The sequence below is a fragment of the Streptomyces musisoli genome (genome assembly GCF_016741855.1).
Classification (GTDB): Bacteria; Actinomycetota; Actinomycetes; order Streptomycetales; family Streptomycetaceae; genus Streptomyces; species Streptomyces musisoli.
Map to the genome: position 1 here is coordinate 263812 of NZ_JAERRH010000005.1, position 23821 is coordinate 287632.

Here is a 23821-nt window from a genome sequence, read left to right on the forward strand (position 1 = left end):
CCGCCCGGGACACCCCACCCCTTCGACGTGGCACCGGACGCCGCCGCCGACGCGGACCCCGGCCGAACCCGACCACATCCCCGTCCGGTCCCACAACGGCGCCGGCCCGCACGTCGACGGCGCCGGCACACACCTGATCGCCGACGCCGTCCACCTGGCACTGCCCGAGCTCTAGAAGACCGGCGTGCCGTTCCGCGTGAGCTTCCAGTCCACCGACGCGAAGTCCTTCGGGTCCAGGACACCCTTGGCGGTCACCCACTCCGCGATCCGGGTGCGGATCTCCGTCGACTCCGACCACAGCTCCTTCGCGGTGGCGACGTGCGGGAAGGCACCACCGCCGTTGGCGCGGTAGTTGTTCACCGCCAGCACGAACTGCTGGGCGTCGTCCAGCGCAGCCCCGTCGAACGTGAGGTTCTTGATCCGCGACCCGGCCGGCTGGGCGATGTCGATGTCGTACGCCAGGCCCGACACATAGTCGTAGTTGTAGTCCGGGCGGTTGCCCGCATTGGTCATCTTGTCGACGTCGACCGCCGCATCGGGCGCCGTCTGGACGTAGTACTGCGCCGAGTACTCCAGATAGGCACGAACCTGTGCACCCGTCAGCAGCTTGGCGACGAGCGTGTTGTCGTACACATACAGGCTCGACAGGTCCCGGATGGTGACGTCGCCCGCCGGGATCTCGGAAGTCCGGGAGAACGGCGAAGCCTGGGCGATCACCGGCAGGGACGCGTACGCGGTGCCCGCCAGTGCGGCCTTCACCACGTCCTCCTGGACCCTGGTGATCAGGTCGATGATCGGGGCGTCCTTGTACCGCGCGTCGACAGTCGTCAGCGTCTCGGTCGCCCGGCCCACGACCTGGTTGACGTACGCCACGACCTTCGCGTGCTCGTCGGCCAGCAGCTTGGTGATCTTCGGATCGTCGGCGACGGTGTTGGAGTTGCGCAGGGACGCGGAGACCGACTCCACCTCCCAGCGGCCCTTGCCGAACACCAGCTCGATGTCGAACAGAGTGAGCCGCTCGGCGTAGCACAGCGGCTCGGAGAGCACGACGGTCCTGCCCGTCTGCTCGTTGACGACCCTCAGCTCCGGGATCTCCACGTGCGCGTGGCCGACCAGGATGGCGTCGATGCCGGGAACCCGCTTGGCCACGTTGGCCGCCGCGTTCTCCACGTAAGGCACCTGGTCGCCGTACGACGACGTCCCCGACGTACCCGAGTGCGCGGAGACGACGACCACGTCCGCGCCCATCGACTTCAGCTTCGGCACCCACTTGGCGGCCTGCTCCTCCAGGCCCGGGAACGCCAGCTTGCCCTGGACGTACGCCTTGTCCCAGATCGCGATGCCCGGATTGGTCAGACCGAGGACGGCCACCTTCACCGGCTTGGCGCCCGGCACGTGGAACGTCTTCATGAAGTACGGCGGGAAGGCGGGCCGCAGCGTCTTCGCGTCCACCGCGTTGGCGCCGAGCAGCGGGAAGTCCAGCTGGTCCTCGAACTTCCGCAGCGTCTCGATGCCGTAGTTGAACTCGTGGTTGCCGAGCGCCGCCGCGTCGTACCCGATCGCGTTCATCGCCTGCGCCATCGGGTGCACCGGGCCGCCCTTGGCGGTGATCGGGTCGACCTTGGCGTAGTAGTACGTCAGCGGAGTGCCCTGGATGGTGTCACCCGCGTCCAGCAGCAGGGTGTTGCAGTGGCCCTTCTCCTCCCGGACCTGGTTCACCAGCGTCGAGATGCGCGACAGGCCCATCGCGTTGCCCGCCTTGTCGGAGTACTCCGCGTCCTTGAAGTAGTCCCAGTTGAAGACGTGACCGTGCAGGTCGGTGGTGCCCATGACGGTCAGCGAGTACCGCTTGACGGGGTGCCCGGGCTTCCCGCCCTCCGCCGCCTCGGCCGCCGGAGCCGTCGCCCCGCCGGCGATCGCCACTCCCGCTCCGGTGGCGGCGGACTTCTTCAGGAACTTCCGGCGGTTCAACGGCATCTTCAGGTCTCCTTGGCGCAGGATCAACAACGCGCGTAGATTCTGACCTGAGCATGACCTACGGCAACAGGGCCGGAAGGTTGCGATCTGGTGACCATCGCTCATAGGAGCGGACCACCGCACAATTCAACACTTGTCAATAACCCTTTGCCTAAAGTCCGTTGAGTAGTTACATGGGCCCAATTCTCTACCCGCCGGTAAGGCATAGGCTCGGACCCATGCGCCGAGCAAAGATCGTCTGCACTCTGGGGCCCGCCACCGACTCGTACGACCAGATCAAAGCACTCGTCGAGGCCGGAATGGACATCGCCCGCTTCAACCTCAGCCACGGCACACACGCCGAGCACGAGGAGCGATACCAGCGCGTACGCAAAGCCGCGGACGAAACCGGCCGCAGCGTCGGCATCCTCGCCGACCTTCAGGGCCCGAAGATCCGACTCGGCCGCTTCACCGAAGGACCCGTACTCCTTGAACGCGGCGACACCTTCACCATCACCGTGGAGGACGGCGCGGAAGGCGACCGCCACCAGTGCGGCACCACCTACGCCGGCCTCGCCACCGACGTCACCCCCGGCGAACGCATCCTCGTCGACGACGGCAAGGTCTGCCTGGAAGTCACCGCCGTCGACGGCCCCCGCGTGCACACCCGCGTCCTCGACGGCGGCATCATCTCCGACCACAAAGGACTCAACCTCCCCGGCGTCGCCGTCTCCGTCCCCGCCCTCTCCAAGAAGGACGAGGACGACCTGCGCTGGGCGCTGCGCACCGGATTCGACGTCATCGCCCTCTCCTTCGTCCGCAGCGGCGACGACGCCAAGGACGTCCACCGCATCATGGCCGAACAGGGACGCCACCTCCCCGTCATCGCCAAGATCGAGAAACCACAGGCCGTGGCCAACCTCGACGACATCGTGGCCGCCTTCGACGGACTCATGGTCGCCCGCGGAGACCTCGGCGTGGAGATGCCGCTGGAACAGGTGCCGATCGTCCAGAAACGCGCCGTCAAACTCGCCAAACGCAACGCCAAGCCCGTCATCGTCGCCACCCAGATGCTCGACTCGATGATCGAGAACTCCCGCCCCACCCGCGCCGAGGCCTCCGACGTCGCCAACGCGGTCCTCGACGGCACGGACGCGGTGATGCTCTCCGGCGAGACCAGCGTCGGCAAACACCCCGTCGAGACCGTGCGCACCATGGCGAAGATCGTCGCCGCGGCCGAGGAGGACATGCTGGCCAAGGGACTGCCGCCGCTCACCGAACGGAACAAGCCGCGCACCCAGGGCGGCGCGGTCGCCCGGGCCGCCGCCGAGATGGGCGACTTCCTCGGCGCGAAGTTCCTGGTGGCGTTCACCCAGTCGGGCGACACCGCCCGCCGCCTCTCCCGCTACCGCTCGCCGATTCCCCTCCTGGCCTTCACCCCGGAGCCGGCCACCCGCTCCCAGCTCAGCCTCACCTGGGGCGCGGAGACCTTCCTCGGCCCGCACGTCGACTCCACCGACGCGATGGTCGACCAGGTGGACGAGCTGCTGCTGAAGTACGGCCGCTGCGAGAAGGGCGACGTCGTGGTGATCACGGCCGGCTCCCCGCCCGGCGTCTCGGGCTCGACCAACATGGTCCGCGTCCACCACATCGGCGAGGACGACAGCCCGAAGTAGAGCCTCACCGGGAGTCAGTGCTTGGGGCCTACGTGGGTGTCCATGAGGGCGACCGAGGCTTTGCGGGCGACGGAGATGTTGAACGGGTCGCTGCCCCGGGCCAAGGTCGTCCACTCGACGCCGACCGAATCCAGGGCGTCGGTGAAGAGCTTCCGGATGTCGTCGGACTTGTTGGAGAAGAAGTAGCGCGGATACTCGTACCGCTTGCGCTCACCGGCGACCAGCCGGGTCGTCCAGTTGGTGATGCGGCATCCGTCGGAGTGAATGAGGCCACGGATGAACTCCCAGGGATGGGCGTCGACGATGGCCTGCTGCCACGGCTCGAGGACGATGGCGCGCTCGTGCTTCTTGCCGGGGCCGTGCTGGGGGAAGAGGCATTCGAGATGCTTCGAGTAGACCTTCACGTTGCGACAGCCGGTCCTGCGTACCTGGCATACCGAGTTGTCAGGGAAGACGGTGCGCATGGCCAGTTCGCATTCGTCCAGAAGCCCGGGCCATGACTCGCCACATGTGACCATGAGATTGGGCACGCGATGGGCGGAGTAGTGGCTGATGTGTCCGTCGCCGAGGTAGAGGCCGAGCAGATAGCTGTAGGCAGGCTCGTCGAGGCCGCGACCATCGCAGCGTGGGCACTTGGGGTCATGCCTGCCGGGACACTCGCCGCGCTTCGCGCGATCCAGGTGCTTCCAGTAGCCGATCGTGCCGACCGGGACGCTGAGCTCGCGGGCTACATCCGCGTTCTTCGAGCCACTGCGCAGGAGGCCGAGCGCACGGGCTCGTACTTCCGTCTCGTGAACGTTCATGCGACTACTCTGTGTCACTGATCGTGTCTCGGTACGCTAAAAAGCGGAGGACCACGCGAACGTGATCCTCCGCTTCAGAAGTGCCGGGTATGGGATTCGAACCCACACGTCCTCTCGGACAGAGGTGTTTGAGACCTCCGCGTCAACCAGTTGCGCCAACCCGGCGAGGTAGCCCTGCAGGAGTGTACCGGGTCACCGGCGAGAGGCGCAGCTAGGTAGGCTCTTGTCAGCAGTACCCCTGCCCTGAACGAGGAGCCCCCGTGACCCCCGAGTCGCCCCAGCCCGTAGACGCGCCCGACGACGACAAGTCGCACGTGCCTCCGCTGACGACCCGTGTCGTCATCGCCGAGGACGAGGCACTGATCCGGCTCGACCTGAAGGAGATGCTGGAGGAGGAGGGGTACACCGTCGTCGGCGAGGCCGGGGACGGTGAGCAGGCCGTGGAGCTGGCCCGGGAGCACAAGCCCGACCTGGTGATCCTGGACGTGAAGATGCCCAAGCTCGACGGCATCTCCGCGGCCGAGAAGATCGCCGAGGAGTCCATCGCTCCGGTCCTGATGCTCACCGCCTTCTCGCAGCGTGACCTCGTCGAGCGCGCCCGGGACGCCGGTGCCATGGCCTACCTGGTCAAGCCGTTCAGCAAGAGCGACGTCGTTCCGGCGATCGAGATGGCCGTCTCCCGGTTCACCGAGCTGAAGCAGTTGGAGAAGGAGGTCGCCGACCTCACCCTGCGGCTGGAGACGCGCAAGCTGGTGGACCGCGCGAAGTCCGTCCTCCAGACGGAGTACGGCCTGACGGAGCCGGCCGCGTTCCGCTGGATCCAGAAGACCTCCATGGACCGCCGCATGTCGATGCAGCAGGTCGCCGAGGCGGTCATCGCGGACAGCGAGGAGAAGAAGGCCGCGAAGAAGGACTGAGCACCCGGGCCCGTAACGCGGCACGCCCCGCCGAAGGGGCCCGGTATGTACGACGAGGCCCGCGCCCCCGGAGAAGAGGGGCGCGGGCCTCGTCGTGCGGGTGCGGTCAGTCCTCGCCGAGGTAGGCCTTGCGGACCGACTCGTCGTGCAGCAGGTCCTGGCCCGTGCCGGACAGGACGATGTTGCCGACCTCCATGACGTGACCCTGGTCGGCCAGCGAGAGCGCCGCCTGGGCGTTCTGCTCGATGAGCAGGATCGTCATGCCCTGGGACTTCAGCTCGGCGATGGTCGCCATGATCTTCTGCATCATGATCGGTGACAGGCCCATCGACGGCTCGTCCAGCATCAGCAGCTTCGGCTGGGACATCAGCGCCCTGCCCATCGCCAGCATCTGCTGCTCGCCGCCCGAGAGGGTGCCCGCGGCCTGCTTCCGGCGTTCCCCGAGGATGGGGAAGAGGTCGTAGGCGCGCTGGATGTCCTTCTCGATGCCCGGCTTGTCGTTGCGCAGGAACGCGCCGAGGCGCAGGTTGTCCTCGATGCTCATGCGCGGGAAGATGTGCCGCCCCTCGGGGGAGTGGGCGAGGCCGAGGGAGACGACCTGGTGGGGCGGGATCTTCTTGAGCGACTTGCCGTTGAACTTGATCTGTCCGCCGACGGGCTTGAGCAGTCCGGACAGGGTGCGCAGGGTGGTGGTCTTGCCTGCGCCGTTGGTGCCGATGAGGGTGACGACCTGTCCGGCCTCGACCTTGAAGGAGATGCCCTTGACGGCCTCGATCTTGCCGTAGGCGACTCGCAGGTCCTCGACTTCGAGCAGTGCGGTCATCGGTCGTTCTCCTTGCCGGGCGCTGCGTCCGTCGTGGTTTCGGCGTCGGCCTCGGCGGTTTCGTCCGTGGTCTCGGCGTCTGCCTCGGCGGTCTGGGCCGTGGTTTCGGCCGGGGTTTCGGCGTCTGCCTCGGCCGTGGTCTCGGCGTCTGCCTCGGCGGCGGTCTCGGCCGCGGTTTCGGCGTGTGCCTCGGCGGCTTCCACCTCGGCGACCTCTTCGGCGCCGGGCGCGTTCTCGAAGGGTTCGCCGAGGTAGGCCGCGACGACGCGCTCGTCGCCCTGGACGGTCGCGCTGTCGCCCTCGACCAGCTTCTCGCCCTGTACGAGCACGGCCACGCGGTCGCACAGGTTGAAGATGAAGCGCATGTCGTGCTCGATGACGAGGACGGCGATGCCCATGTCCCGGATGGCGAAGACCAGTTCCTCGGTGGCCCGGGTCTCCTGGGGGTTCATGCCGGCCGTCGGCTCGTCGAGCAGCAGCAGGCCGGGCTCGCTGGCCAGGGCGCGGGCGATCTCCAGCTTGCGCTGTTCGCCGTAGGGGAGGTTGCGGGCGAGGTGCTCGGACTTGTGGTCCAGGCCGACGAACTGCAGCAGTTCCATGGCGCGGTCCCGGGAGGCCTTCTCGGCCTTGTGGAAGCCGGGGCCGCGGAGCACGGCCGACCAGAAGCCTTCCTTGGTGCGGGTGTGCCGGCCGACGAGCACGTTCTCCAGGACGGTCATGTTGGCGAAGAGCCGGATGTTCTGGAAGGTGCGGGCGATGCCGGCCGCGGTGACCTTGAAGGACTTGGGCGGCAGGACGTTGCCCTTGTAGCGGACTTCGCCCTCGGTGGGGATGTACAGGCCGGTGAGGCAGTTGAAGAAGGTCGTCTTGCCGGCGCCGTTGGGGCCGATGAGGCCGACGATCTCGCCGGCGTTGACGGTGAGGTCGACGCCGCGTACGGCGGTCAGGCCGCCGAAGCGCATGGTCACGCCGCGGGCGTCGAGGACGGTCTCGCCGGGGACGGCGGCGCCGGGGGTGGCGTCCTTCGTGGTGGTGTCGGTGGTCATGGTGGTCAGGCCCCCGCCTTCGTCAGGAGGGTGGGCGCTTCGGCCTCTTCGTGGAATTCGAGCTGGCGGCGCCGGTTGGGGATGAGGCCCTCGGGGCGGAATCGCATCAGCAGGATGAGTGCGAGGCCGAAGGCGAAGAGCTGGTAGTTGCCCAGGAACTGGAGCTTGTTCGGGATGAGGAAGAGCAGGGCCGCGCCGATCAGCGGACCGCTGATGGTGCCCATGCCGCCGAGGACCACCGCGGCGAGCAGGAAGGCCGAGTTGGGCGGGATGGGGCCGGCGAACAGGTACTGCTCGGGGGTCACCGTGTAGGTGACGTGGGCCTGGACCGTGCCGGCGAGGCCGGCGAGGGAGGCGCCGACGGCGAAGGCGATGAGCTTGACGCGGAAGCCGTTGATGCCCATGGCGAGTGCGGCGGTCTCGTCCTCGCGGATGGCCACCCAGGCGCGTCCGATGCGGGAGTTGCCGCTGCGGCGGAAGACCAGTACCACGACCGCGGTGATGATGAGCATCAGGAAGAAGTAGTTGGCGAACCGGCCGATGGTGAAGCCGCCGACGTCGTGCTGGTTGCCGAAGTCGAAGCCGAGGACGTCGAGGTTGGGGATCGAGGAGACGCCGTTGGAGCCGTTGGTGATGTCGGGTCCGGAGGTGCCGTCGAGGTTGTTGGCCGTGATGCGGAAGATCTCACCGAAGCCGAGGGTGACGATGGCGAGGTAGTCGCCGCGCAGCCGCAGGGTCGGGGCGCCGATGAGGACGCCGAAGACGAGCGAGGCGGCGGCGCCGACGAGGACGGCGGCCCAGAACGGGAAGTGCACGTCGAACGGCGAGCTGGGGGATCCGGAGACCAGGGCGGCCGCGTAGGCGCCGACGCCGAGGAAGGCGACGTAGCCGAGGTCGAGGAGGCCGGCGAGGCCGACGACGATGTTGAGGCCGAGGGCGACGGTGGCGAAGATCAGGATGTAGACGCCGAGGGTCGCGTACTGGTCGTCGGTCTGGGTGAAGGGGAACAGCGCCGCCGCGACGAAGGCGCCGCAGATGGTGATGTTCTGGTGGCGGGAGGCGATCTGCGAGGCGTGGGCGATGAGGCCGGCCTTGTTGAGGGCGGCGAAGCCGAAGCCCGCGGTGATCAGGAAGCCGATGAACTGCTCGTCGTACTCGGTGCCGATGCCGTAGGTGAAGACGATGAGGCCCAGTGCGAGGGACGCGACGATGATGAGGATCTCGGCGTACGAGGGGAGGGCGGGCACGGGCCGGGGCGATCCGGCGGTGAAGACGGCCTTGGTCGTCTCCCAGCCGTGTGCGGCGCTGTGCTTGAACTTCTCCCAGCCGGTGTCCTCGGGGTCGATCGGCTCGGGCTCGGGCCGCTGGAAGGGCAGGGCGAGCGCGCCGGCGAAGGCGGCGAGGCTGCTGACGGCGACGAGGAAGCCGCCGGGTTCGAGGTTGACGAGGCCGCCGAGTTTGCTGCTGATCGCGAGGACCGTGTACCAGGTGGTGGCAAAGGTGGCCAGGGTGGCGAGCTTCAGGGCGGCGTCGGGGCCGGCGGGGGTCAGCCAGCCGAGGCCTCGCAGGCCGTAGGAGGAGAGGGCGAACAGGGTGGCGAGGGCGGCGCCGACGAGGACGAGGACCTGGAGACCGCCCGGGTAGCCGTAGACGGTGAGGTCGCCGGGGAATTCGGCGGTCCACGTCCAGGCGAGGAAGGTGGAGACGATGGTCAGTACGCTGCCGCCGAGGGCGATGGCGCGGCCGGCCTTCTCGGGGAGGGGCACGAGGCCGGAGGGGGCTTCGGCCTTGCGGGCGCCGGGGGTTTCGGGTGCGGTGGTCTGTGTGGTCATCGGTCTCACGCCCTGTCCGCGACGCGCTCGCCGAGCAGACCCTGTGGCCTGAACAGCAGTACGAGGATGAGGAGTACGAAGGCCCAGACGTCGGCCCAGGACTGGCTGCCGAACTTGTCCATGCCCGGGATGTCGGAGATGTAGGCGGTGGCCAGGGTTTCGGCGACGCCGAGGACCACGCCGCCGATCATGGCGCCGTAGATGTTGCCGATGCCGCCGAGGACGGCCGCGGTGAAGGCCTTGAGGCCGAGGATGAAGCCCATGCGGAAGTTGATCTCGCCGTACTTGAGGCCGTAGGCGACGGCTCCGACGGCGGCGAACGCGGCGCCGAGGGCGAAGGCGATCACGATGATGCGGTCGGTGTTGACGCCCATGAGCTTGGCGGTGTCCGGGTCCTGGGCGGTGGCCTGCATGCCGCGCCCGGTGCGGGTCTTCATCACGAAGTAGGCGAGGATCGCCATGCTGATGGGGGCCGCGAGGACGAGGAAGATGTCGCCGGTCTGGATGGTGACGCTGCCGATTTCGAACGGGCCGCCGTCGATCTGCGGGAAGGTGCGCGCGGACTTCGCTTCGGGGTACCAGGCCCACACCGCCTGCTGGAGGGCGAGGGAGAGGCCGATGGCGGTGATCAGCGGGGCGAGGCGTGGGGCGGTGCGGAGGGGCCGGTAGGCGAACCGTTCCGCCCCCACGGCGATGGCGACCGCGACGACGATGGCGCCGATGATCATGAGTGGCAGCGCGAGCCACATGCTGGTGCCACCGGGGAGCCAGAGCCAGACGGTGAGGGCGCCGAAGGCTCCCGTCATGAATATCTCGCCGTGGGCGAAGTTGATGAGCTGGACAATGCCGTAGACCATTGTGTAGCCGATGGCGACCAGCCCGTACATGGATCCTAGTAGCAGGCCGTTGACCAGCTGCTGCGGCAGTTCGTTCACCGCATGTCCTCCGAGCGTTCGGAAAGTGCGAGGGATGTGGCCGGATGCGAGTCCGCGCGGGGCGCCGATGGAACAGCGCCCCGCGCGGCTCTTGAGTGGTTCGGGCGGGGGTCAGCCGGAGTAGGTACCGGACTTGACGGGGACCCAGGCACCGTTCTTCACGGCGTAGACGGTGAGCTGCTTGTTGGTGGCGTCACCGAACTCGTCGAAGGAGACCTTGCCGGTCACACCGTCGAAGGACACGCCCTGCATGGCCTCGGTGATCTTGGCGCGGGCGTCGGAGGGGAGCTCGCCGCCGTTGGCGTCGACGACCTTCTTGACGGCCTCGATGACCGCCCAGGCGGAGTCGTAGGCGTAGCCGCCGTAGGCGGAGTACTCCTCCTTGTAGCCGGCGGCCTTGTAGTCGGCGACGAACTGCTTGGCGGAGGGGAGGTCCTCGACCGGGGCGCCGACGGAGGTGGCGAGGTCGCCGGTGGCCTCGGAGCCGGCCAGCTTCATGAACGTGTCGTCCTTGATGCCGTCGCCGCCGACGAGCGGGATCTTGGCGCCTGCGGCCTTGATCTGCTTGCTCAGCGGGCCGGCCTGCGGGTACTCGCCGCCGTAGTAGACCACCTCGGCGCCGGAGTTCTTCACCTTGGTGGCGACCGCGGAGAAGTCCTTGGCGTCGGGGTTGATGTGCTCGGTGCCGACCACCTTGCCGCCGAGCTTCTTGAACTCGTCGGTGAAGGTCGCGGCGAGGCCGGAGCCGTAGGTCTTCTTGTCGTCGATGACGAAGACCTTCTTCTTCTTGGCCTCGTTGAAGACGTACTGGGCGGCGAACGGGCCCTGGATGGCGTCCGTGGTCGCGGTGCGGAAGTACGACTTGTACCCGCGGACCTTCTTCGTCTGCCAGTCCGGGCCCTGGGTGAGGGCCGGGCCGGTGTTGGCCGGCGAGACCTGGACCAGCTTGGCGTCGTCGAAGACCTTCTGCATCGACTCCGCGACCGAGGAGTTCAGCGGGCCGACGACGCCGAGGACCTCTTTCTCGCTGACGAACTTGGAGGCGTTCTGCTGGCCGGCGGAGGGCTGCGCCTGGTCGTCGAGGGCTTCGATCTTGAAGTTGACGCCCTTGACGAGCTTCTGCTTGTTGGCGTTGTTGGCGGCGAGGTCCGCCGAGTTCTTGATGCCGAGGCCCATGGCGGACAGGTCGCCGGTCAGAGGGACGTCGACGCCGATGACGACGGTGGTGCCGCCGCCCTCGCCCGAGTCCTTCTTGTCGCCGCTGTCGCGCGAACCGCAGGCGGTGAGGGTGAGCGCTCCCGCCGCCAGCGCGGCGGTGATGGCGATAAGCGAACGTTGACGCACGATCAGTCCTTTCCCCAGGCACAACCGCCTCCCCGTGGAAGCGGTCGAGTCGCGCGCCGCGCTGAATTGAGAATCCGAAGGCGCGGTGACTGGCCGTGACTCTAGGCGTGTGTGGGGAACGTGGAGGAGTGTCTGACCCAGGCTGTGACGCTCTTGTTATGACACGACGTAATGCACAGCGGTACTTCGTGGGCGGGAAGGCGGAATTCAGGTGGATTCGCGACGTCCGCATTCTGAGAATCCGCAGGACGTGCCATGATCCAATCAGGTGTCTCGGCTGTTTTGCTGATTACCCGGATCCGTTGCTGCAGGCGACTTCCAGGGCCTGGGAGAGGTGCCGTGCGTAGCGCGGGCCCAGGATGAAGCTCTGTACCTGCATTGCGCGCGCATTACGCAGAGTTACGTCCAGAAAAGGGAGGGCGGCGTTCCTGGGGGCTTTTCCGCATTTCGTCACGTGCATCGTTATCGTGATCTTGTGTGCCGAACCGGCCTTTGTCAGGAACGGAACTTGAGGTTCCGTCACCAATGACAGCCCTGCGTACGGCTGGGTCACACGGGTCACGGTGACGGGCGGTCCCGATGTCACGCTCAGTAGAACGGCGAAGCTGAAGCTGCGCGGCGGGGCGCCCGCCGGGGTGGTGCGGCCGTCTAGGTAGGTGACGTCCACCACCTGGACCGGGTACGGCGTCTCGGCGCGCGGCCGGTCGGGGTGTGGGGGCGGCTGCTGGGGGCGGGTCGCGTAGAGATAGCCGCCCCCTGCCAGGACAACGGCCACGGCGAGCAGGGCGAGGGTGATCCGCCGGTGGCGGCCGTACCAGGCGGCCAGGGCCGTACGCGTCCGGCCGGCCGGACGCGGCTCCTGTTGCGGGTGGCCGTCCCACGCGCGCGTGCCCTCGCCGGGCTCCAGCGGACCGATGCCGCTCATGACCGGGGGCTTCCGCCCGGGGCCCCGCGGCGACGGCACGCGGTGCCGGCCGGGTGTGCCTGACGGGTGCTCGACCCGTCTTCCGTGAAGGCGCCTTGGCGCGACTCCGGTCCGGGGTCCAGGACCCTCGCCCCCGGCGGGGGGCCTCCTCGCCGTCCCATGTGCCGAAGCTAAGGGGCGGGACGGCGAGGGGCAACGCCTCGGCGCGAGCGGGGCCCGGCTTCCGCAAAAGCGGGGGATCAGCTTCCGGTGGACTCCGCCGGGGCCGCCTCGCCCGGGCGCACGTCCCGCAGCAGGCAGGTGAGCCGCGCGGAGCAGACCCGGCGGCCCTCCTCGTCGCTGATCACGATCTCGTACGTCGCCGTCGACCGGCCCCGGTGCACCGGCGTCGCCACGCCCGTCACCAGGCCCGAGCGGACACCGCGGTGGTGCGTGCAGTTCAGGTCCACGCCGACCGCGATCTTCGAGCTGCCGCCGTGCAGCATGGAGCCGACCGAGCCCAGGGTCTCCGCCAGCACCGCGGAGGCACCGCCGTGCAGCAGGCCGTACGGCTGGGTGTTGCCCTCCACCGGCATGGTCCCGACGACCTTCTCCGGCGAGGCCTCCAGGATCTGCACCCCCATCCGTGTGCCGAGGTGACCGGCCGAGAACAGGGCGGGCAGGTCCACACCGAGCGCCGCGTACTCGTCGATGATCTCCTGCGGGAACTTCACTCGCTGCTGCTCACCCATGGGGCGTGCTCCGATCTTCGTCCACCTGTCCATTGGCTGAGCAAACGCTCAGTCGGTCGCCGATTGTTCCAGACGGCCCGCCGCGTCCCCGGCGTGGTCCTCGAGGCGTACGACGACGGACTTGCTGGCCGGGGTGTTGCTGGTGTCGGCGGTGGCGTCCAGCGGCACCAGCACGTTCGTCTCCGGGTAGTACGCCGCGGCGCACCCGCGGGCCGTCGGATACAGCACGACCCGGAAGCCGGGCGCCCGCCGCTCCACCCCGTCCCGCCACTCGCTCACCAGGTCGACGTACGCCCCCTCGGCGAATCCGAGCGACCGCGCGTCCTCGGGGTGCACGAGCACCACCCGGCGCCCGCCCGTGATGCCGCGGTAGCGGTCGTCCAGGCCGTAGATCGTGGTGTTGTACTGGTCGTGCGAGCGCAGGGTCTGGAGCAGCAGCCGGCCCTCGGGCAGCTTCGGGTACTCCACCGGCGCCGCCGTGAAGTTCGCCTTGCCCGTGGCGGTCGGGAAGCGGCGTTCGTCGCGCGGGGCGTGCGGCAACGTGAAGCCGCCGGGCCGGGCCACGCGCGCGTTGAAGTCCTCGAACCCCGGGATCACCCGCGCGATGCGGTCCCGGATCGCCGCGTAGTCCTTCTCGAACTCCTCCCACGGCACGACGCTGCGCTCGCCGAGCACCCGGCGCGCCAGACCGCAGACGATGGCCGGCTCGGACCTGAGCTGCGGGCTCGCGGGCCGCAGGCGCCCGTGCGAGGCGTGCACCATGCCCATGGAGTCCTCCACCGTCACGAACTGCTCGCCGCCGCCCTGCAGATCGCGCTCGGTGCGGCCGAGCGTCGGCAGGATCAGCGCCCGCGCGCCGGTGACGACGTGCGAGCGGTTCAGCTTGGTCGACACGTGCACGGTCAGCCGCGCGCGGCGCATCGCCGCCTCGGTGACCTCGGTGTCGGGGGAGGCGGAGACGAAGTTGCCGCCCATGGCGAAGAACACCTTCGCCTCGCCGTCGCGCAGCGCGCGGATGGCCCGTACGACGTCGAAGCCGTGCTCGCGCGGCGGCGCGAACCCGAACTCCTTCTCCAGGGCGTCCAGGAAGGCCGGGGCGGGCCGTTCGAAGATGCCCATGGTGCGGTCACCCTGGACGTTGCTGTGCCCGCGCACCGGGCACACGCCCGCCCCCGGCCGGCCGATGTTGCCGCGCAGCAGGAGGAAGTTGACCACCTCGCGGATGGTCGGGACGGAGTGCTTGTGCTGGGTGAGGCCCATGGCCCAGCAGACGATGGTCCGCTTCGATGCGAGGACCATGCCGAGGGTCTGCTCGATCTCCGCGCGCGTGAGGCCGGTCGCCGCGAGCGTCTCGTCCCAGTCGGCGGCGCGCGCGGCCGCCGCGAACTCCTCGAAGCCGTGGGTGTGTTCGCGGACGAACTCCTCGTCGACCGCGCCTTCCGTGTCCAGGATCAGCTTGTTGAGGAGCCGGAAGAGGGCCTGGTCGCCGCCGATGCGGATCTGGAGGAACAGATCGGTGAGGGCGGCGCCCTTCAGCATGCCCTTGGGGGTCTGCGGGTTCTTGAACCGCTCCAGGCCCGCCTCGGGCAGCGGATTGACGCTGACGACCTTCGCGCCGTTCGCCTTCGCCTTCTCCAGTGCGGAGAGCATGCGCGGATGGTTCGTGCCAGGGTTCTGGCCCGCGACGATGATCAGGTCGGCCTGGTACAGGTCCTCCAGCAGGACGCTTCCCTTGCCGATCCCGATGGTCTCGCTGAGCGCCGACCCGGACGACTCGTGGCACATGTTCGAGCAGTCGGGCAGGTTGTTGGTGCCCAGCTCGCGCGCGAAGAGCTGGTACAGGAACGCGGCCTCGTTGCTGGTGCGGCCCGAGGTGTAGAAGACGGCCTCGTCCGGGGAGCCGAGGGCGGCGATCTCCTCGGCGATGATGCCGAAGGCCCGCTCCCAGGAGACCGGCTCGTAGTGCGTGCCCCCCTCGGGCAGGTGCATGGGGTGCGTGAGCCGGCCCTGCTGGCCCAGCCAGTAGCCGCTGCGGCCGGAGAGGTCGGCGACGGAGTGCGCGGCGAAGAACTCGGGTGTGACCCGGCGCAGCGTGGCCTCCTCGGCGACCGCCTTGGCGCCGTTCTCGCAGAACTCCGCCGCGTGCCGGTGCTCGGGCTCCGGCCAGGCGCAACCCGGGCAGTCGAAGCCGTCCTTCTGGTTCACGCGCAGCAGCGTCAGCGCGGTGCGCTTCACCCCCATCTGCCGCTGGGCGATGCGCAGGGTGTGCCCGATGGCCGGCAGCCCCGCCGCCGCGTGCTTCGGCTCCGTGACCTGCGGCGCGTCCTGAACCGGATCACCCTTGGGCGGCTTCGTCGCCATCGCACGGTCCCCTTCGACTACGTGTGAGAAGTACGCCGACGATCCTCCCACGGGGCACCGACAGCCGTGCCGGGCGGGCGGAGCACGGACCGGGAGCACTGCTTGCGCGGATCTTGCGGGCGGCCCTGCGCGGACCTCTCGGCGTTGCCTGTGCGAGGGACTCATTGCGTTGCGTGACCGAGGCGTGTCCCGCTGTAGCCGCGACGGGAACCGTCCGGCCCGGACTGTCAGTGCGGCGTGGCAGGATCGGGGACGTGGCAGAGACAGCATCGAAGCAGACCGACAAGACCCCCGGCGGCACCCGTCCCCGGCTGATGCTCATGGACGGGCACTCGCTGGCCTACCGCGCGTTCTTCGCGCTGCCCGCGGAGAACTTCACGACCGCGACCGGCCAGCCGACGAACGCGATCTACGGCTTCGCGTCGATGCTGGCCAACACCCTGCGTGACGAGGCGCCCACGCACTTCGCGGTGGCCTTCGACGTCTCCCGCAAGACCTGGCGTTCCGAGCAGTTCACCGAGTACAAGGCGAACCGGTCCAAGACCCCGGACGAGTTCCGGGGCCAGGTCGAGCTGATCGGCGAGCTGCTCGACGCGATGCACGCGCAGCGCTTCGCCGTGGAGGGCTTCGAGGCGGACGACATCATCGCGACCCTCGCCACCCAGGCCGAGGCCGAGGGCTTCGAGGTGCTGATCGTCACCGGTGACCGCGACTCCTTCCAGCTGGTCACCGAGAACACCACCGTGCTCTACCCGACGAAGGGCGTCTCGGAGCTGACCCGGTTCACCCCACAGAAGGTTTTCGAGAAGTACGGATTGACGCCGGCGCAGTATCCGGACTTCGCGGCGCTGCGCGGAGACCCGTCCGACAACCTCCCCGGCATCCCCGGCGTCGGCGAGAAGACCGCCGCCAAGTGGATCAACCAGTTCGGCTCCTTCGCTGAGCTGGTCGAGCGGGTCGAGGAGGTCAAGGGCAAGGCCGGCCAGAACCTCCGCGACCACTTGGAGTCGGTCAAGCTCAACCGCGTCCTGACCGAGCTGGAGCGCCAGGTCGAGCTGCCGAGGTCGGTCACCGACCTGGAGCGGGCCCCGTACGACCGCAAGGCCGTCGCGATGGTCCTCGACACCCTGGAGATCCGCAACCCGTCCCTGCGGGAGCGTCTCTTCGCCGTCGACCCGGGCACGGAGGAGGCCGAGGCCGCCCCGGTCGTCGCCGACGGCGTCGAGATCGACGGCACGATCCTGCGCACCGGCGAGCTGGCCCCCTGGCTCGCCGAGCACCGCACCGGGACCCTGGGCGTCGCCACCGTCGACACCTGGGCGCTGGGCACCGGCTCGGTCGCCGAGGTCGCCCTCGCCGCCGCCGGGGGAGCGGCGGCCTGGTTCGACCCGTCCGAGCTGGACGAGGCCGACGAGAACGCGTTCGCGGCCTGGCTGGCCGACGCGGACCGCCCCAAGGTGTTCCACAACGTCAAGGGCGCCATGCGGGTCTTCGCCGAGCACGGCTGGTCCGTCGAGGGCGTCACCATGGACACCGCGCTCGCCGCCTACCTGGTCAAGCCGGGACGCCGCTCCTTCGACCTGGACGCGCTCTCCCTGGAGTACCTGCACCGCGAGCTGGCCCCCGCCGCCGCGGCCGACGGCCAGCTGGCCTTCGGCGCGGACGAGGGCGCCGAGGCCGAGGCTCTGATGGTCCAGGCCCGCGCGGTCCTCGACCTCGGCGAGGCCTTCCGGGCCCGCCTGGAGGAAGTCGGCGCCGCCGACCTCCTGCGCGACATGGAGCTGCCGACGTCCGCCCTGCTCGCCCGCATGGAGCGGCACGGCATCGCGGCCGACCGGGCGCACCTCGAAGCGATGGAACAGATGTTCGCGGGTGCGGTGCAGCAGGCCGTGAAGGAGGCGCACGCGGCGGCCGGCCACGAGTTCAACCTGGGCTCGCCCAAGCAGCTCCAGCAGGTCCTCTTCGAGGAGCTGGCCCTGCCGAAGACCAAGAAGACCAAGACCGGCTACACCACCGACGCCGACGCCCTGGCCTGGCTCGCCACCCAGACCGACAACGAACTGCCGGTGATCATGCTCCGGCACCGCGAGCAGGCGAAGCTCCGGGTCACGGTCGAGGGCCTGATCAAGACCATCGCGAGCGACGGCCGTATCCACACCACGTTCAACCAGACGGTGGCCGCGACCGGCCGGCTGTCCTCCACGGACCCGAACCTCCAGAACATCCCGGTCCGCACGGACGAGGGCCGGGCCATCCGCCGGGGCTTCGTGGTCGGGGAGGGCTTCGAGTCCCTGATGACCGCGGATTACAGCCAGATCGAACTGCGTGTCATGGCCCACCTCTCCGAGGACGAGGGCCTGATCCGGGCGTTCACCTCCGGCGAGGACCTGCACACCACGGCCGCCTCCCAGGTGTTCGGCGTCGAGCCCGGCGCGGTGGACGCGGAGATGCGCCGCAAGATCAAGGCGATGTCGTACGGCCTGGCCTACGGCCTGTCCGCGTTCGGCCTGTCCCAGCAGCTGAACATCGAGGCGGCCGAGGCCCGCGCGCTGATGGACGCGTACTTCGAGCGCTTCGGCGGGGTCCGGGACTATCTGCGCCGGGCGGTCGACGAGGCGCGGGCGACGGGCTACACGGCGACGCTCTTCGGGCGCCGCCGCTACCTGCCCGACCTCAACAGTGACAACCGCCAGCGCCGCGAGGCGGCCGAGCGCATGGCCCTCAACGCGCCCATCCAGGGCACGGCGGCGGACATCGTGAAGATCGCCATGCTCAAGGTGGGCGACGCGCTGCGGGCGGCGGACCTCAAGTCCCGCATGCTCCTCCAGGTACACGACGAAATCGTCCTGGAGATCGCCCCCGGCGAGCGGGAGGCCGCGGAGGAGATCGTCCGCCGCGAGATGGCCGCCGCCGTCGAGCTGAGGGCCCCGCTGGACGTCTCCGTGGGTGTGGGACCGGACTGGGAGTCGGCAGCGCACTAGCACGACGCGTGACGGAGGGGGCGCCGCAACGGCACGGACGCGAACACTCGCGACGTGCCGAACCCGCCGCCCCCTCCGGCACTACCCGGCCGGCCCACCGGTCTTCCGCCGCGACACCGACCAACCTTCACGGCGCATCCGGGCGATGCCGAGCCCCCATGACCGCGATGCCCACCCGCGGAGCCGAGCCCCGCCCGCGCCCCGCGACCACTGCGCATCCCGGCGGAGCCACCCGTCCCGCCGACCACGACGGCCCTTCCCCCACCCGCAGCAAACAGGCAGAACCCCCGGAGGAACCCGTCACTCTCGTGGCCCCCGCCAAAACGCCCCCCACCCCCCGCAGCCGCAACACTGCGGGCATGGGTATACGCATGCTTCACCGCCGGACGCCCGAGGCAGTAACCGGGGTCCGGGCGGTCACCGCCTCGGCGCAGGCCATGCCCGCCGCGCCGGTCCCGGCCCTCGCGGCCGACGCAAGCACCGCCCGCATCCCGGCCGACCTGGCCACGACCGTCCGCAACGTCACCAAGGATCTCCGGCGCACGCTCGCCGGCCGCCCGGGCCGCCTGCCCGACTGGGGCCAGTGGACCGATCTGGCCCGCGGCTATCTCGCCCTTACCCTCGCGCTGATCCCGAGATCCCGCCCCAGGCCCACCCTCACGGTCTTCGTCGCGTCCCTCACCGAGAGACCGGCCGCCCCCGGTCCGCACCGACCACCCCGGCGCGATCCCCGGGATCCCCAGGACCGGCGGCCGGACGCCAGACCCTGACCCCCACGGCGTACAGCAGCAGCCCCAGGACCACCCCCGCGCCCACCCCGAAACAGAGGGTGGGCAGCAGTTCCCAGGGGCTGCCGGCCGCGCCCCGCTGCTCCCGCCACCGCGCCGTCCGCTGCACCGCCCCGGCCGTCACACAGCACCCGATCACGGCGAGCGCCCACCACCGGTCCCGCCGGGACAGCACGGGCACCCCCACCGGTGCCCCGCCCGGCGCCCGCCGCAGCGCTCCCACCACGAACACCGCGATCAGCACGGCAGCCGCCACGGACGACCCGTACTGGAGCCAGGTGAACAACGGCACGCCCGCCGGCCGGGCCCGCCCGATGACCGGAACCAGCCGCGTGCCCCACCGGTCGTGGTGCGTGAACGCGTCCCACACCACATGGGTGAGCGCGCCGGCCACCGCGGAGCCGTACCACCACGCCACCGACGCGGCCCCCACGCGCGCGCGTGGCGCACCGCAGCGCAGCAGGGCGGCCGGGCGTCCCTGGCGGGCCCGCGGCAGCAGCGCGAGCAACGGCTCGCGGACCAGCAGCCACAGCCCCGCGAGGGCCCAGGCGATGAGCACGTCGACCGTGGCGACCCCGGCGAACGCGTGCGTGACCGACCCGAACTCCATCCCGCCCCGCAGCACGCCGTCCGAGTAGTACGGCATGTCGGGCGCGAAGGAGCCCGCGACGAGCACCGCGGGCACCAGCCGGCCCCGGCCGCTCCCGTCCCTGCGGATCGCGGGCAGCACGGCCGCCGCATGGCTGAGCGTGAAGGGCAACGGAGCCTCCGGAGCGTTCGACGGCCGGGACTTGGGCACCGGCGATCAGTTCCGCCCAGTATGCGCGACGCCGTTCGAGGGCATCCGCGCCGACGACAGTCGGCCAAAGGGTGAAAACCGGGCGTCAACAGGTGCCCGTCCACAGCAAGTTGTCGTAGGGTCGCCTGCGGCGCCGTGCCGGTCGCACGGTCGTACACACGTCGCACTGAAGTGAGGACGGAACAGGGGCAACCAGAACACCGGGTCAACCGTCACACCAGAGCGAGGCAGACAGAGCAGGTGACGGACGCGCGGGCGTCCACGGGAGGGGTTCACTCTATGGCGGCGCATTTCGGCAGGCGGCTGCGCAAGGGAGCGGCGACCACCGCCGTGGCCGCGGCAGCGGTCGCGGCTCTGTCCGCGTCCCAGGCTCCGGGAGCGACCGGCGAGGACACCCACGGCAGACGGGCGACGGCCGGCGCCGCCACCTCCGTACCCGGCACCGACGGCAACGCCACCGGCAACTCGCCGTACTACACGGACCTGCCGCCACTCAACAGCCCCGCCCCCAGCCCCTCGTCGAGCGCCGACAGCACCACCTCCGGCTCGGGAGGCAGGACCGAGGGCGGCATCCCCGCGACGGTCCTGGACGCCTACCAGAAGGCCGCCGCCGAACTGCGCTCCTCCAAGGCCGGCTGCAACATGCCCTGGCAGTTGCTCGCCGCCATCGGGAATGTCGAGTCGGGGCAGGCCCGCGGCGGACAGGTCGATGCCGACGGCACCACCCTGCACCGGATCCTGGGCCCGCAGCTCGACGGCAACGGCTTCGCGCTCATCCCGGACACCGACGACGGCGCGTACGACGGCAACAGCACCTACGACCAGGCCGTCGGCCCCATGCAGTTCATCCCGTCCACCTGGGCCTGGGCCGGCCGCGACGGCAACGGGGACGGCAAGAAGGACCCCAACAACGTCTACGACGCCGCGCTCGCCGCGGGCCACTACCTGTGCCGCAACGACTGGGACCTGTCCCGCGAGGCCGACCTGCACAGCGCGATCCTCAGCTACAACAACTCGCAGGACTACCTCAACCTCGTCCTGAACTGGATGGAGTACTACCGCAAGGGCACCCACTCCGTCCCCGACGGCTCCGGCGGCGTGCCCGAGCACCGCAGCGACGACGACTCCGGCCGCACCACGTCCCCGGGCCCCTCGCAGCCGCCGAGGACCAAGCCGGCCCCCAAGCCCGACAAACCCAGGCCCGACAAGCCCGCCGACGGCAACGACAAGGGTGGCGACAAGGGCGGAAACGACGGCAACGGCGGCAAGGAGACCCCGGACCCCAAGCCGCCGCGGCCGCCCGTCCCGCCGACGCCTCCGCCGACCCACACCGACCTGGTGGACCACCTGGAGGACGCGGGCACGAAGAAGCTCACGGCGATGGCCGGCGACGCCTTCACCGAGCGGATCGGCACCCGCGCCGAGACCAAGGCCGGCAAGTCCATCGCCAAGATCAGGGTCCGGTTCACCATCACCGGCGACACCGACGCCACCTTCACCGGCGGCGAGACCGTGGCCACGGTCGCCACCGACGCCAAGGGCGTCGCGCTCGCCCCGGCGCTCCAGGCCGGCGAGAAGACGGGCGACTTCAAGGTGACCGCCGCCGTCGTGGGCCGCTCGGTCAAGGGCGTCGACTACACGGCGACCGTCACCGCGCGCGCCGCCGACACCCTGGCCCGCACCAGCGACACCCCGCTGACCTGCACCCCGGGCGGCGAGTTCGCCGACCAGGTCCAGCTCAAGGCGACGTACAAGGGCGACATCGCGGACAAGGTCGAGGCCACCGCCACCCTCGTCAAGTCCGAGACCGACGCCACGGAGAACGACAAGGGCCCCTACTTCAAGGACGCCGAAGGCAAGGCCGTACACACGCTCACCGGCCTCCAGACCGACGCCAAGGGCCTGCTCACCCTGCCCAAGCTGTACGCGGACGACACCACCGGCACCTTCCTGCTCCGCATCACCACCACAGGCGGGGCGACGCTCACCGTGGAGCTGGAGGTCGCGGCTGCCACCGAAGCACCGGAGACGCCGACGCCGAGCCCGACCGCCTCCTCCTGAGGCAGCCGCGCCCGGTAGCCCCCCGTTATGTTTTCCGCGGTCCTGCAAGAGGGCCGCTGGCCTCCGGGCCCGGCATGGCTGGTCCCCCCTGTCGAACGGATGACCTGGGGGGTGGTGTCACCGGGCCCGAGAGGCGCCGTTGGAGACGCTGATGAGAGGTCCGACTACCGCCTGGCCTGGTGCAATGCCCGGCCGCTTGCGGGCGGCAGGTCTGCACAACGTGGATGCGCGCACGACGCCAACGCCCCGGCCAGCACGCACGAACCCGTTCGGGAGGACGGCTTGTACGACAGCGACGAGATAGGCGTCTTCCTGGGCCTGGACGTCGGCAAGACGAACCATCACGGGCACGGGCTCACCCCGGCCGGCAAGAAGGTCTTCGACAAGCAGCTACCCAACACCGAGCCCAAACTGCGGGAGGTCTTCACCAAGCTGAAGACCAAGTTCGGCGCCGTGCTGGTCATCGTGGACCAGCCCGCCTCGATTGGAGCCCTCCCGCTCACGGTCGCCCGGGGCACGGGTTGCCAGGTCGCCTACCTGCCCGGACTGGCCATGCGCCGGATCGCCGACCTGTATCCGGGCGAGGCGAAGACCGACGCACGCGACGCAGCCGTGATCGCCGACGCAGCGAGGACGATGCCGCACACCCTGCGCTCGCTGGAACTGACCGACGAGATCACCGCCGAACTGACCGTGCTGGTCGGCTTCGACCAGGACCTGGCGGCCGAGGCCACCCGCACCAGCAACCGGATCCGCGGCCTGCTCACCCAGTTCCACCCCAGCCTGGAACGCGTCCTCGGCCCCCGACTCGACCACCAGGCCGTCACCTGGCTGCTGGAACGCTACGGATCCCCCGCCGCCCTGCGAAAGGCCGGACGCCGCAAACTCGTCGAGGTCATACGGCCCAAGGCCCCGCGCATGGCCGCCCGGCTGATCGACGACGTCTTCGACGCCCTCGACGAACAGACCGTCGTCGTTCCCGGCACCGGCACCCTCGACATCGTCATCCCGTCGCTGGCCCGCTCTCTCGGCGCCGTCCACGAACAGCGACGGGCACTCGAAGCCCAGATCGAGGCCCTGCTGGAGGATCACCCTCTTTCCAAGGTCCTGACGTCGCTGCCCGGCGTCGGCGTCAGGACCGCCGCCACACTGCTGGTCACCGTCGGCGACGGCACCAGCTTTCCCACCGCCGCCCACCTGGCCTCTTACGCCGGCCTCGCCCCCACGACCAAGTCCTCCGGGACCTCGATCCACGGCGAACACGCACCCCGCGGCGGCAACCGGCAGCTCAAGCGGGCGATGTTCCTGTCCGCGTTCGCAGCCCTGCACGATCCCGCCTCCCGCACCTACTACGACAAATGCCGGGCCAGAGGAAAGACCCACACCCAGGCACTGCTCCGTCTGGCCCGACAACGGATCAACGTGCTGTTCGCGATGCTCCGCGACGGCGCCTTCTACGAACCCAGAACCCCACGCCTCGCTTGACGAAAGACATAGAGGCACCCCCCGGGCCGTCGCTTCCGGGTGACGCACCACGAAGGGCGCCCTCCCGCTCCGGCGGGGAGGGCGCCCTGTTCGTACGTGCACCGCTGTTCTCATCTCAACCGCCCGTTGCTACGGTGCCGGACCTGACGAACCATCAGAACCCAGTCAGGTCATCGGACCATCCGCCGGGAGGCCCCGCATGCGCGCCCTGATCGCCGCCGCGACCGGTCTCGCCCTCGCGCTCGCCCTTGTGCTCACGATCAGCGCGCTGGGCCCCTCGCCGGGCCGGACGTCCCCCAAGCCGCTGCTGACGACGGTGCCGCCGCACCCGTAGCCGCGCCCGTCCGGGAGGGAGGCC

The 23821-nt window shown here is 69.8% G+C and carries 18 protein-coding genes and 1 tRNA gene; 7 read left to right on the plus strand and 12 right to left on the minus strand.

Going from position 1 to position 23821, the window contains the following annotated elements:
* Window positions 1-171: 171 nt before the first annotated feature.
* Window positions 172-1977 carry a bifunctional metallophosphatase/5'-nucleotidase gene (locus tag JK361_RS16470; RefSeq protein WP_201818373.1) on the minus strand — a complete coding sequence of 602 codons (1806 nt, stop codon included), beginning with the start codon at window positions 1975-1977 and terminating at the stop codon, window positions 172-174.
* A gap of 218 nt (window positions 1978-2195) precedes the next feature.
* On the opposite strand from JK361_RS16470, the gene pyk reads away from it, so the two are divergent.
* Window positions 2196-3632, plus strand: a complete 1437-nt coding sequence (gene pyk, locus JK361_RS16475) for a pyruvate kinase (protein WP_201818375.1) — start codon at window positions 2196-2198, stop codon at window positions 3630-3632.
* 14 nt (window positions 3633-3646) lie between these two features.
* Here pyk and JK361_RS16480 read toward each other — a convergent pair whose 3' ends face one another.
* Both JK361_RS16480 and JK361_RS16485 read right to left on the minus strand, forming a co-directional pair.
* Window positions 3647-4435 (minus strand): helix-turn-helix domain-containing protein, encoded by a 789-nt coding sequence (locus tag JK361_RS16480; RefSeq protein ID WP_201818377.1) that lies wholly within the window; start codon window positions 4433-4435, stop codon window positions 3647-3649.
* 81 nt (window positions 4436-4516) lie between these two features.
* Window positions 4517-4600, minus strand: a tRNA-Leu gene (locus JK361_RS16485).
* Between the two features lie 95 nt (window positions 4601-4695).
* Here JK361_RS16485 and JK361_RS16490 point away from each other — a divergent pair.
* Window positions 4696-5352, plus strand: coding sequence for an ANTAR domain-containing response regulator (locus tag JK361_RS16490; protein ID WP_201818379.1), 657 nt, complete (start codon window positions 4696-4698; stop codon window positions 5350-5352).
* Between the two features lie 106 nt (window positions 5353-5458).
* Here the strand turns inward: JK361_RS16490 and JK361_RS16495 are convergent, their stop codons facing one another.
* The 8 genes from JK361_RS16495 to JK361_RS16530 all read right to left on the minus strand — a co-directional run bounded on the left by JK361_RS16495 (window position 5459) and on the right by JK361_RS16530 (window position 15349).
* A complete protein-coding gene (locus JK361_RS16495; RefSeq protein WP_201818381.1) occupies window positions 5459-6175 on the minus strand; it encodes an ABC transporter ATP-binding protein in 717 nt (238 codons plus the stop codon).
* Window positions 6172-7221 carry an ABC transporter ATP-binding protein gene (locus tag JK361_RS16500; RefSeq protein ID WP_201818389.1) on the minus strand — a complete coding sequence of 350 codons (1050 nt, stop codon included), beginning with the start codon at window positions 7219-7221 and terminating at the stop codon, window positions 6172-6174. The genes JK361_RS16495 and JK361_RS16500 overlap by 4 nt, the downstream gene beginning before the upstream one ends.
* A 5-nt stretch (window positions 7222-7226) precedes the next feature.
* Window positions 7227-9053 (minus strand): branched-chain amino acid ABC transporter permease, encoded by a 1827-nt coding sequence (locus JK361_RS16505; protein WP_201818390.1) that lies wholly within the window; start codon window positions 9051-9053, stop codon window positions 7227-7229.
* 5 nt (window positions 9054-9058) lie between these two features.
* Window positions 9059-9988, minus strand: a complete 930-nt coding sequence (locus JK361_RS16510) for a branched-chain amino acid ABC transporter permease (protein ID WP_201818392.1) — start codon at window positions 9986-9988, stop codon at window positions 9059-9061.
* A gap of 111 nt (window positions 9989-10099) precedes the next feature.
* Window positions 10100-11332, minus strand: coding sequence for a branched-chain amino acid ABC transporter substrate-binding protein (locus tag JK361_RS16515; protein WP_201818395.1), 1233 nt, complete (start codon window positions 11330-11332; stop codon window positions 10100-10102).
* A gap of 289 nt (window positions 11333-11621) precedes the next feature.
* Window positions 11622-12257 (minus strand): Tat pathway signal sequence domain protein, encoded by a 636-nt coding sequence (locus JK361_RS16520; RefSeq protein WP_201818396.1) that lies wholly within the window; start codon window positions 12255-12257, stop codon window positions 11622-11624.
* A 239-nt stretch (window positions 12258-12496) separates the two neighbouring features.
* The gene (locus JK361_RS16525) at window positions 12497-12988 is read right to left on the minus strand and encodes a hotdog fold thioesterase (RefSeq protein WP_201818397.1); all 492 of its coding nucleotides are present in this window, start codon (window positions 12986-12988) and stop codon (window positions 12497-12499) included.
* Window positions 12989-13036: 48 nt separating this feature from the next.
* Window positions 13037-15349, minus strand: a complete 2313-nt coding sequence (locus JK361_RS16530) for an FdhF/YdeP family oxidoreductase (RefSeq protein ID WP_201818403.1) — start codon at window positions 15347-15349, stop codon at window positions 13037-13039.
* 254 nt (window positions 15350-15603) lie between these two features.
* On the opposite strand from JK361_RS16530, the gene polA reads away from it, so the two are divergent.
* Window positions 15604-18330 (plus strand): DNA polymerase I, encoded by a 2727-nt coding sequence (polA, locus tag JK361_RS16535; protein WP_201818404.1) that lies wholly within the window; start codon window positions 15604-15606, stop codon window positions 18328-18330.
* A 359-nt stretch (window positions 18331-18689) separates the two neighbouring features.
* Window positions 18690-19100 (plus strand): hypothetical protein, encoded by a 411-nt coding sequence (locus JK361_RS16540; protein WP_201818405.1) that lies wholly within the window; start codon window positions 18690-18692, stop codon window positions 19098-19100.
* Here the strand turns inward: JK361_RS16540 and JK361_RS16545 are convergent.
* Window positions 19009-19878, minus strand: a complete 870-nt coding sequence (locus JK361_RS16545) for a DUF4184 family protein (RefSeq protein ID WP_201818407.1) — start codon at window positions 19876-19878, stop codon at window positions 19009-19011. The genes JK361_RS16540 and JK361_RS16545 overlap by 92 nt on opposite strands.
* A 318-nt stretch (window positions 19879-20196) precedes the next feature.
* Between JK361_RS16545 and JK361_RS16550 the strand changes: the two genes are divergently transcribed.
* The 3 genes from JK361_RS16550 to JK361_RS16560 all read left to right on the plus strand — a co-directional run bounded on the left by JK361_RS16550 (window position 20197) and on the right by JK361_RS16560 (window position 23797).
* Window positions 20197-21978 (plus strand): lytic transglycosylase domain-containing protein, encoded by a 1782-nt coding sequence (locus JK361_RS16550; RefSeq protein ID WP_201818409.1) that lies wholly within the window; start codon window positions 20197-20199, stop codon window positions 21976-21978.
* Between the two features lie 282 nt (window positions 21979-22260).
* Window positions 22261-23463 (plus strand): IS110 family RNA-guided transposase, encoded by a 1203-nt coding sequence (locus JK361_RS16555; protein WP_201818411.1) that lies wholly within the window; start codon window positions 22261-22263, stop codon window positions 23461-23463.
* A gap of 199 nt (window positions 23464-23662) precedes the next feature.
* Entirely contained in the window at window positions 23663-23797 is a 135-nt protein-coding gene (locus JK361_RS16560) for an SPW_0924 family protein (RefSeq protein ID WP_201818413.1), read from the plus strand.
* Window positions 23798-23821: the final 24 nt, after the last annotated feature.

What these genes read in the sequence shown, in the direction of transcription:
- JK361_RS16470 (WP_201818373.1), bottom strand. Translation starts at nt 1,977, where the DNA reads ATGCCGTTGAACCGCCGGAAGTTCCTGAAGAAGTCCGCCGCCACCGGA.
- pyk (WP_201818375.1), top strand. Translation starts at nt 2,196, where the DNA reads ATGCGCCGAGCAAAGATCGTCTGCACTCTGGGGCCCGCCACCGACTCG.
- JK361_RS16480 (WP_201818377.1), bottom strand. Translation starts at nt 4,435, where the DNA reads ATGAACGTTCACGAGACGGAAGTACGAGCCCGTGCGCTCGGCCTCCTG.
- JK361_RS16495 (WP_201818381.1), bottom strand. Translation starts at nt 6,175, where the DNA reads ATGACCGCACTGCTCGAAGTCGAGGACCTGCGAGTCGCCTACGGCAAG.
- JK361_RS16500 (WP_201818389.1), bottom strand. Translation starts at nt 7,221, where the DNA reads ATGACCACCGACACCACCACGAAGGACGCCACCCCCGGCGCCGCCGTC.
- JK361_RS16505 (WP_201818390.1), bottom strand. Translation starts at nt 9,053, where the DNA reads ATGACCACACAGACCACCGCACCCGAAACCCCCGGCGCCCGCAAGGCC.
- JK361_RS16520 (WP_201818396.1), bottom strand. Translation starts at nt 12,257, where the DNA reads ATGAGCGGCATCGGTCCGCTGGAGCCCGGCGAGGGCACGCGCGCGTGG.
- JK361_RS16525 (WP_201818397.1), bottom strand. Translation starts at nt 12,988, where the DNA reads ATGGGTGAGCAGCAGCGAGTGAAGTTCCCGCAGGAGATCATCGACGAG.
- JK361_RS16530 (WP_201818403.1), bottom strand. Translation starts at nt 15,349, where the DNA reads ATGGCGACGAAGCCGCCCAAGGGTGATCCGGTTCAGGACGCGCCGCAG.
- JK361_RS16540 (WP_201818405.1), top strand. Translation starts at nt 18,690, where the DNA reads ATGGGTATACGCATGCTTCACCGCCGGACGCCCGAGGCAGTAACCGGG.
- JK361_RS16550 (WP_201818409.1), top strand. Translation starts at nt 20,197, where the DNA reads ATGGCGGCGCATTTCGGCAGGCGGCTGCGCAAGGGAGCGGCGACCACC.
- JK361_RS16560 (WP_201818413.1), top strand. Translation starts at nt 23,663, where the DNA reads ATGCGCGCCCTGATCGCCGCCGCGACCGGTCTCGCCCTCGCGCTCGCC.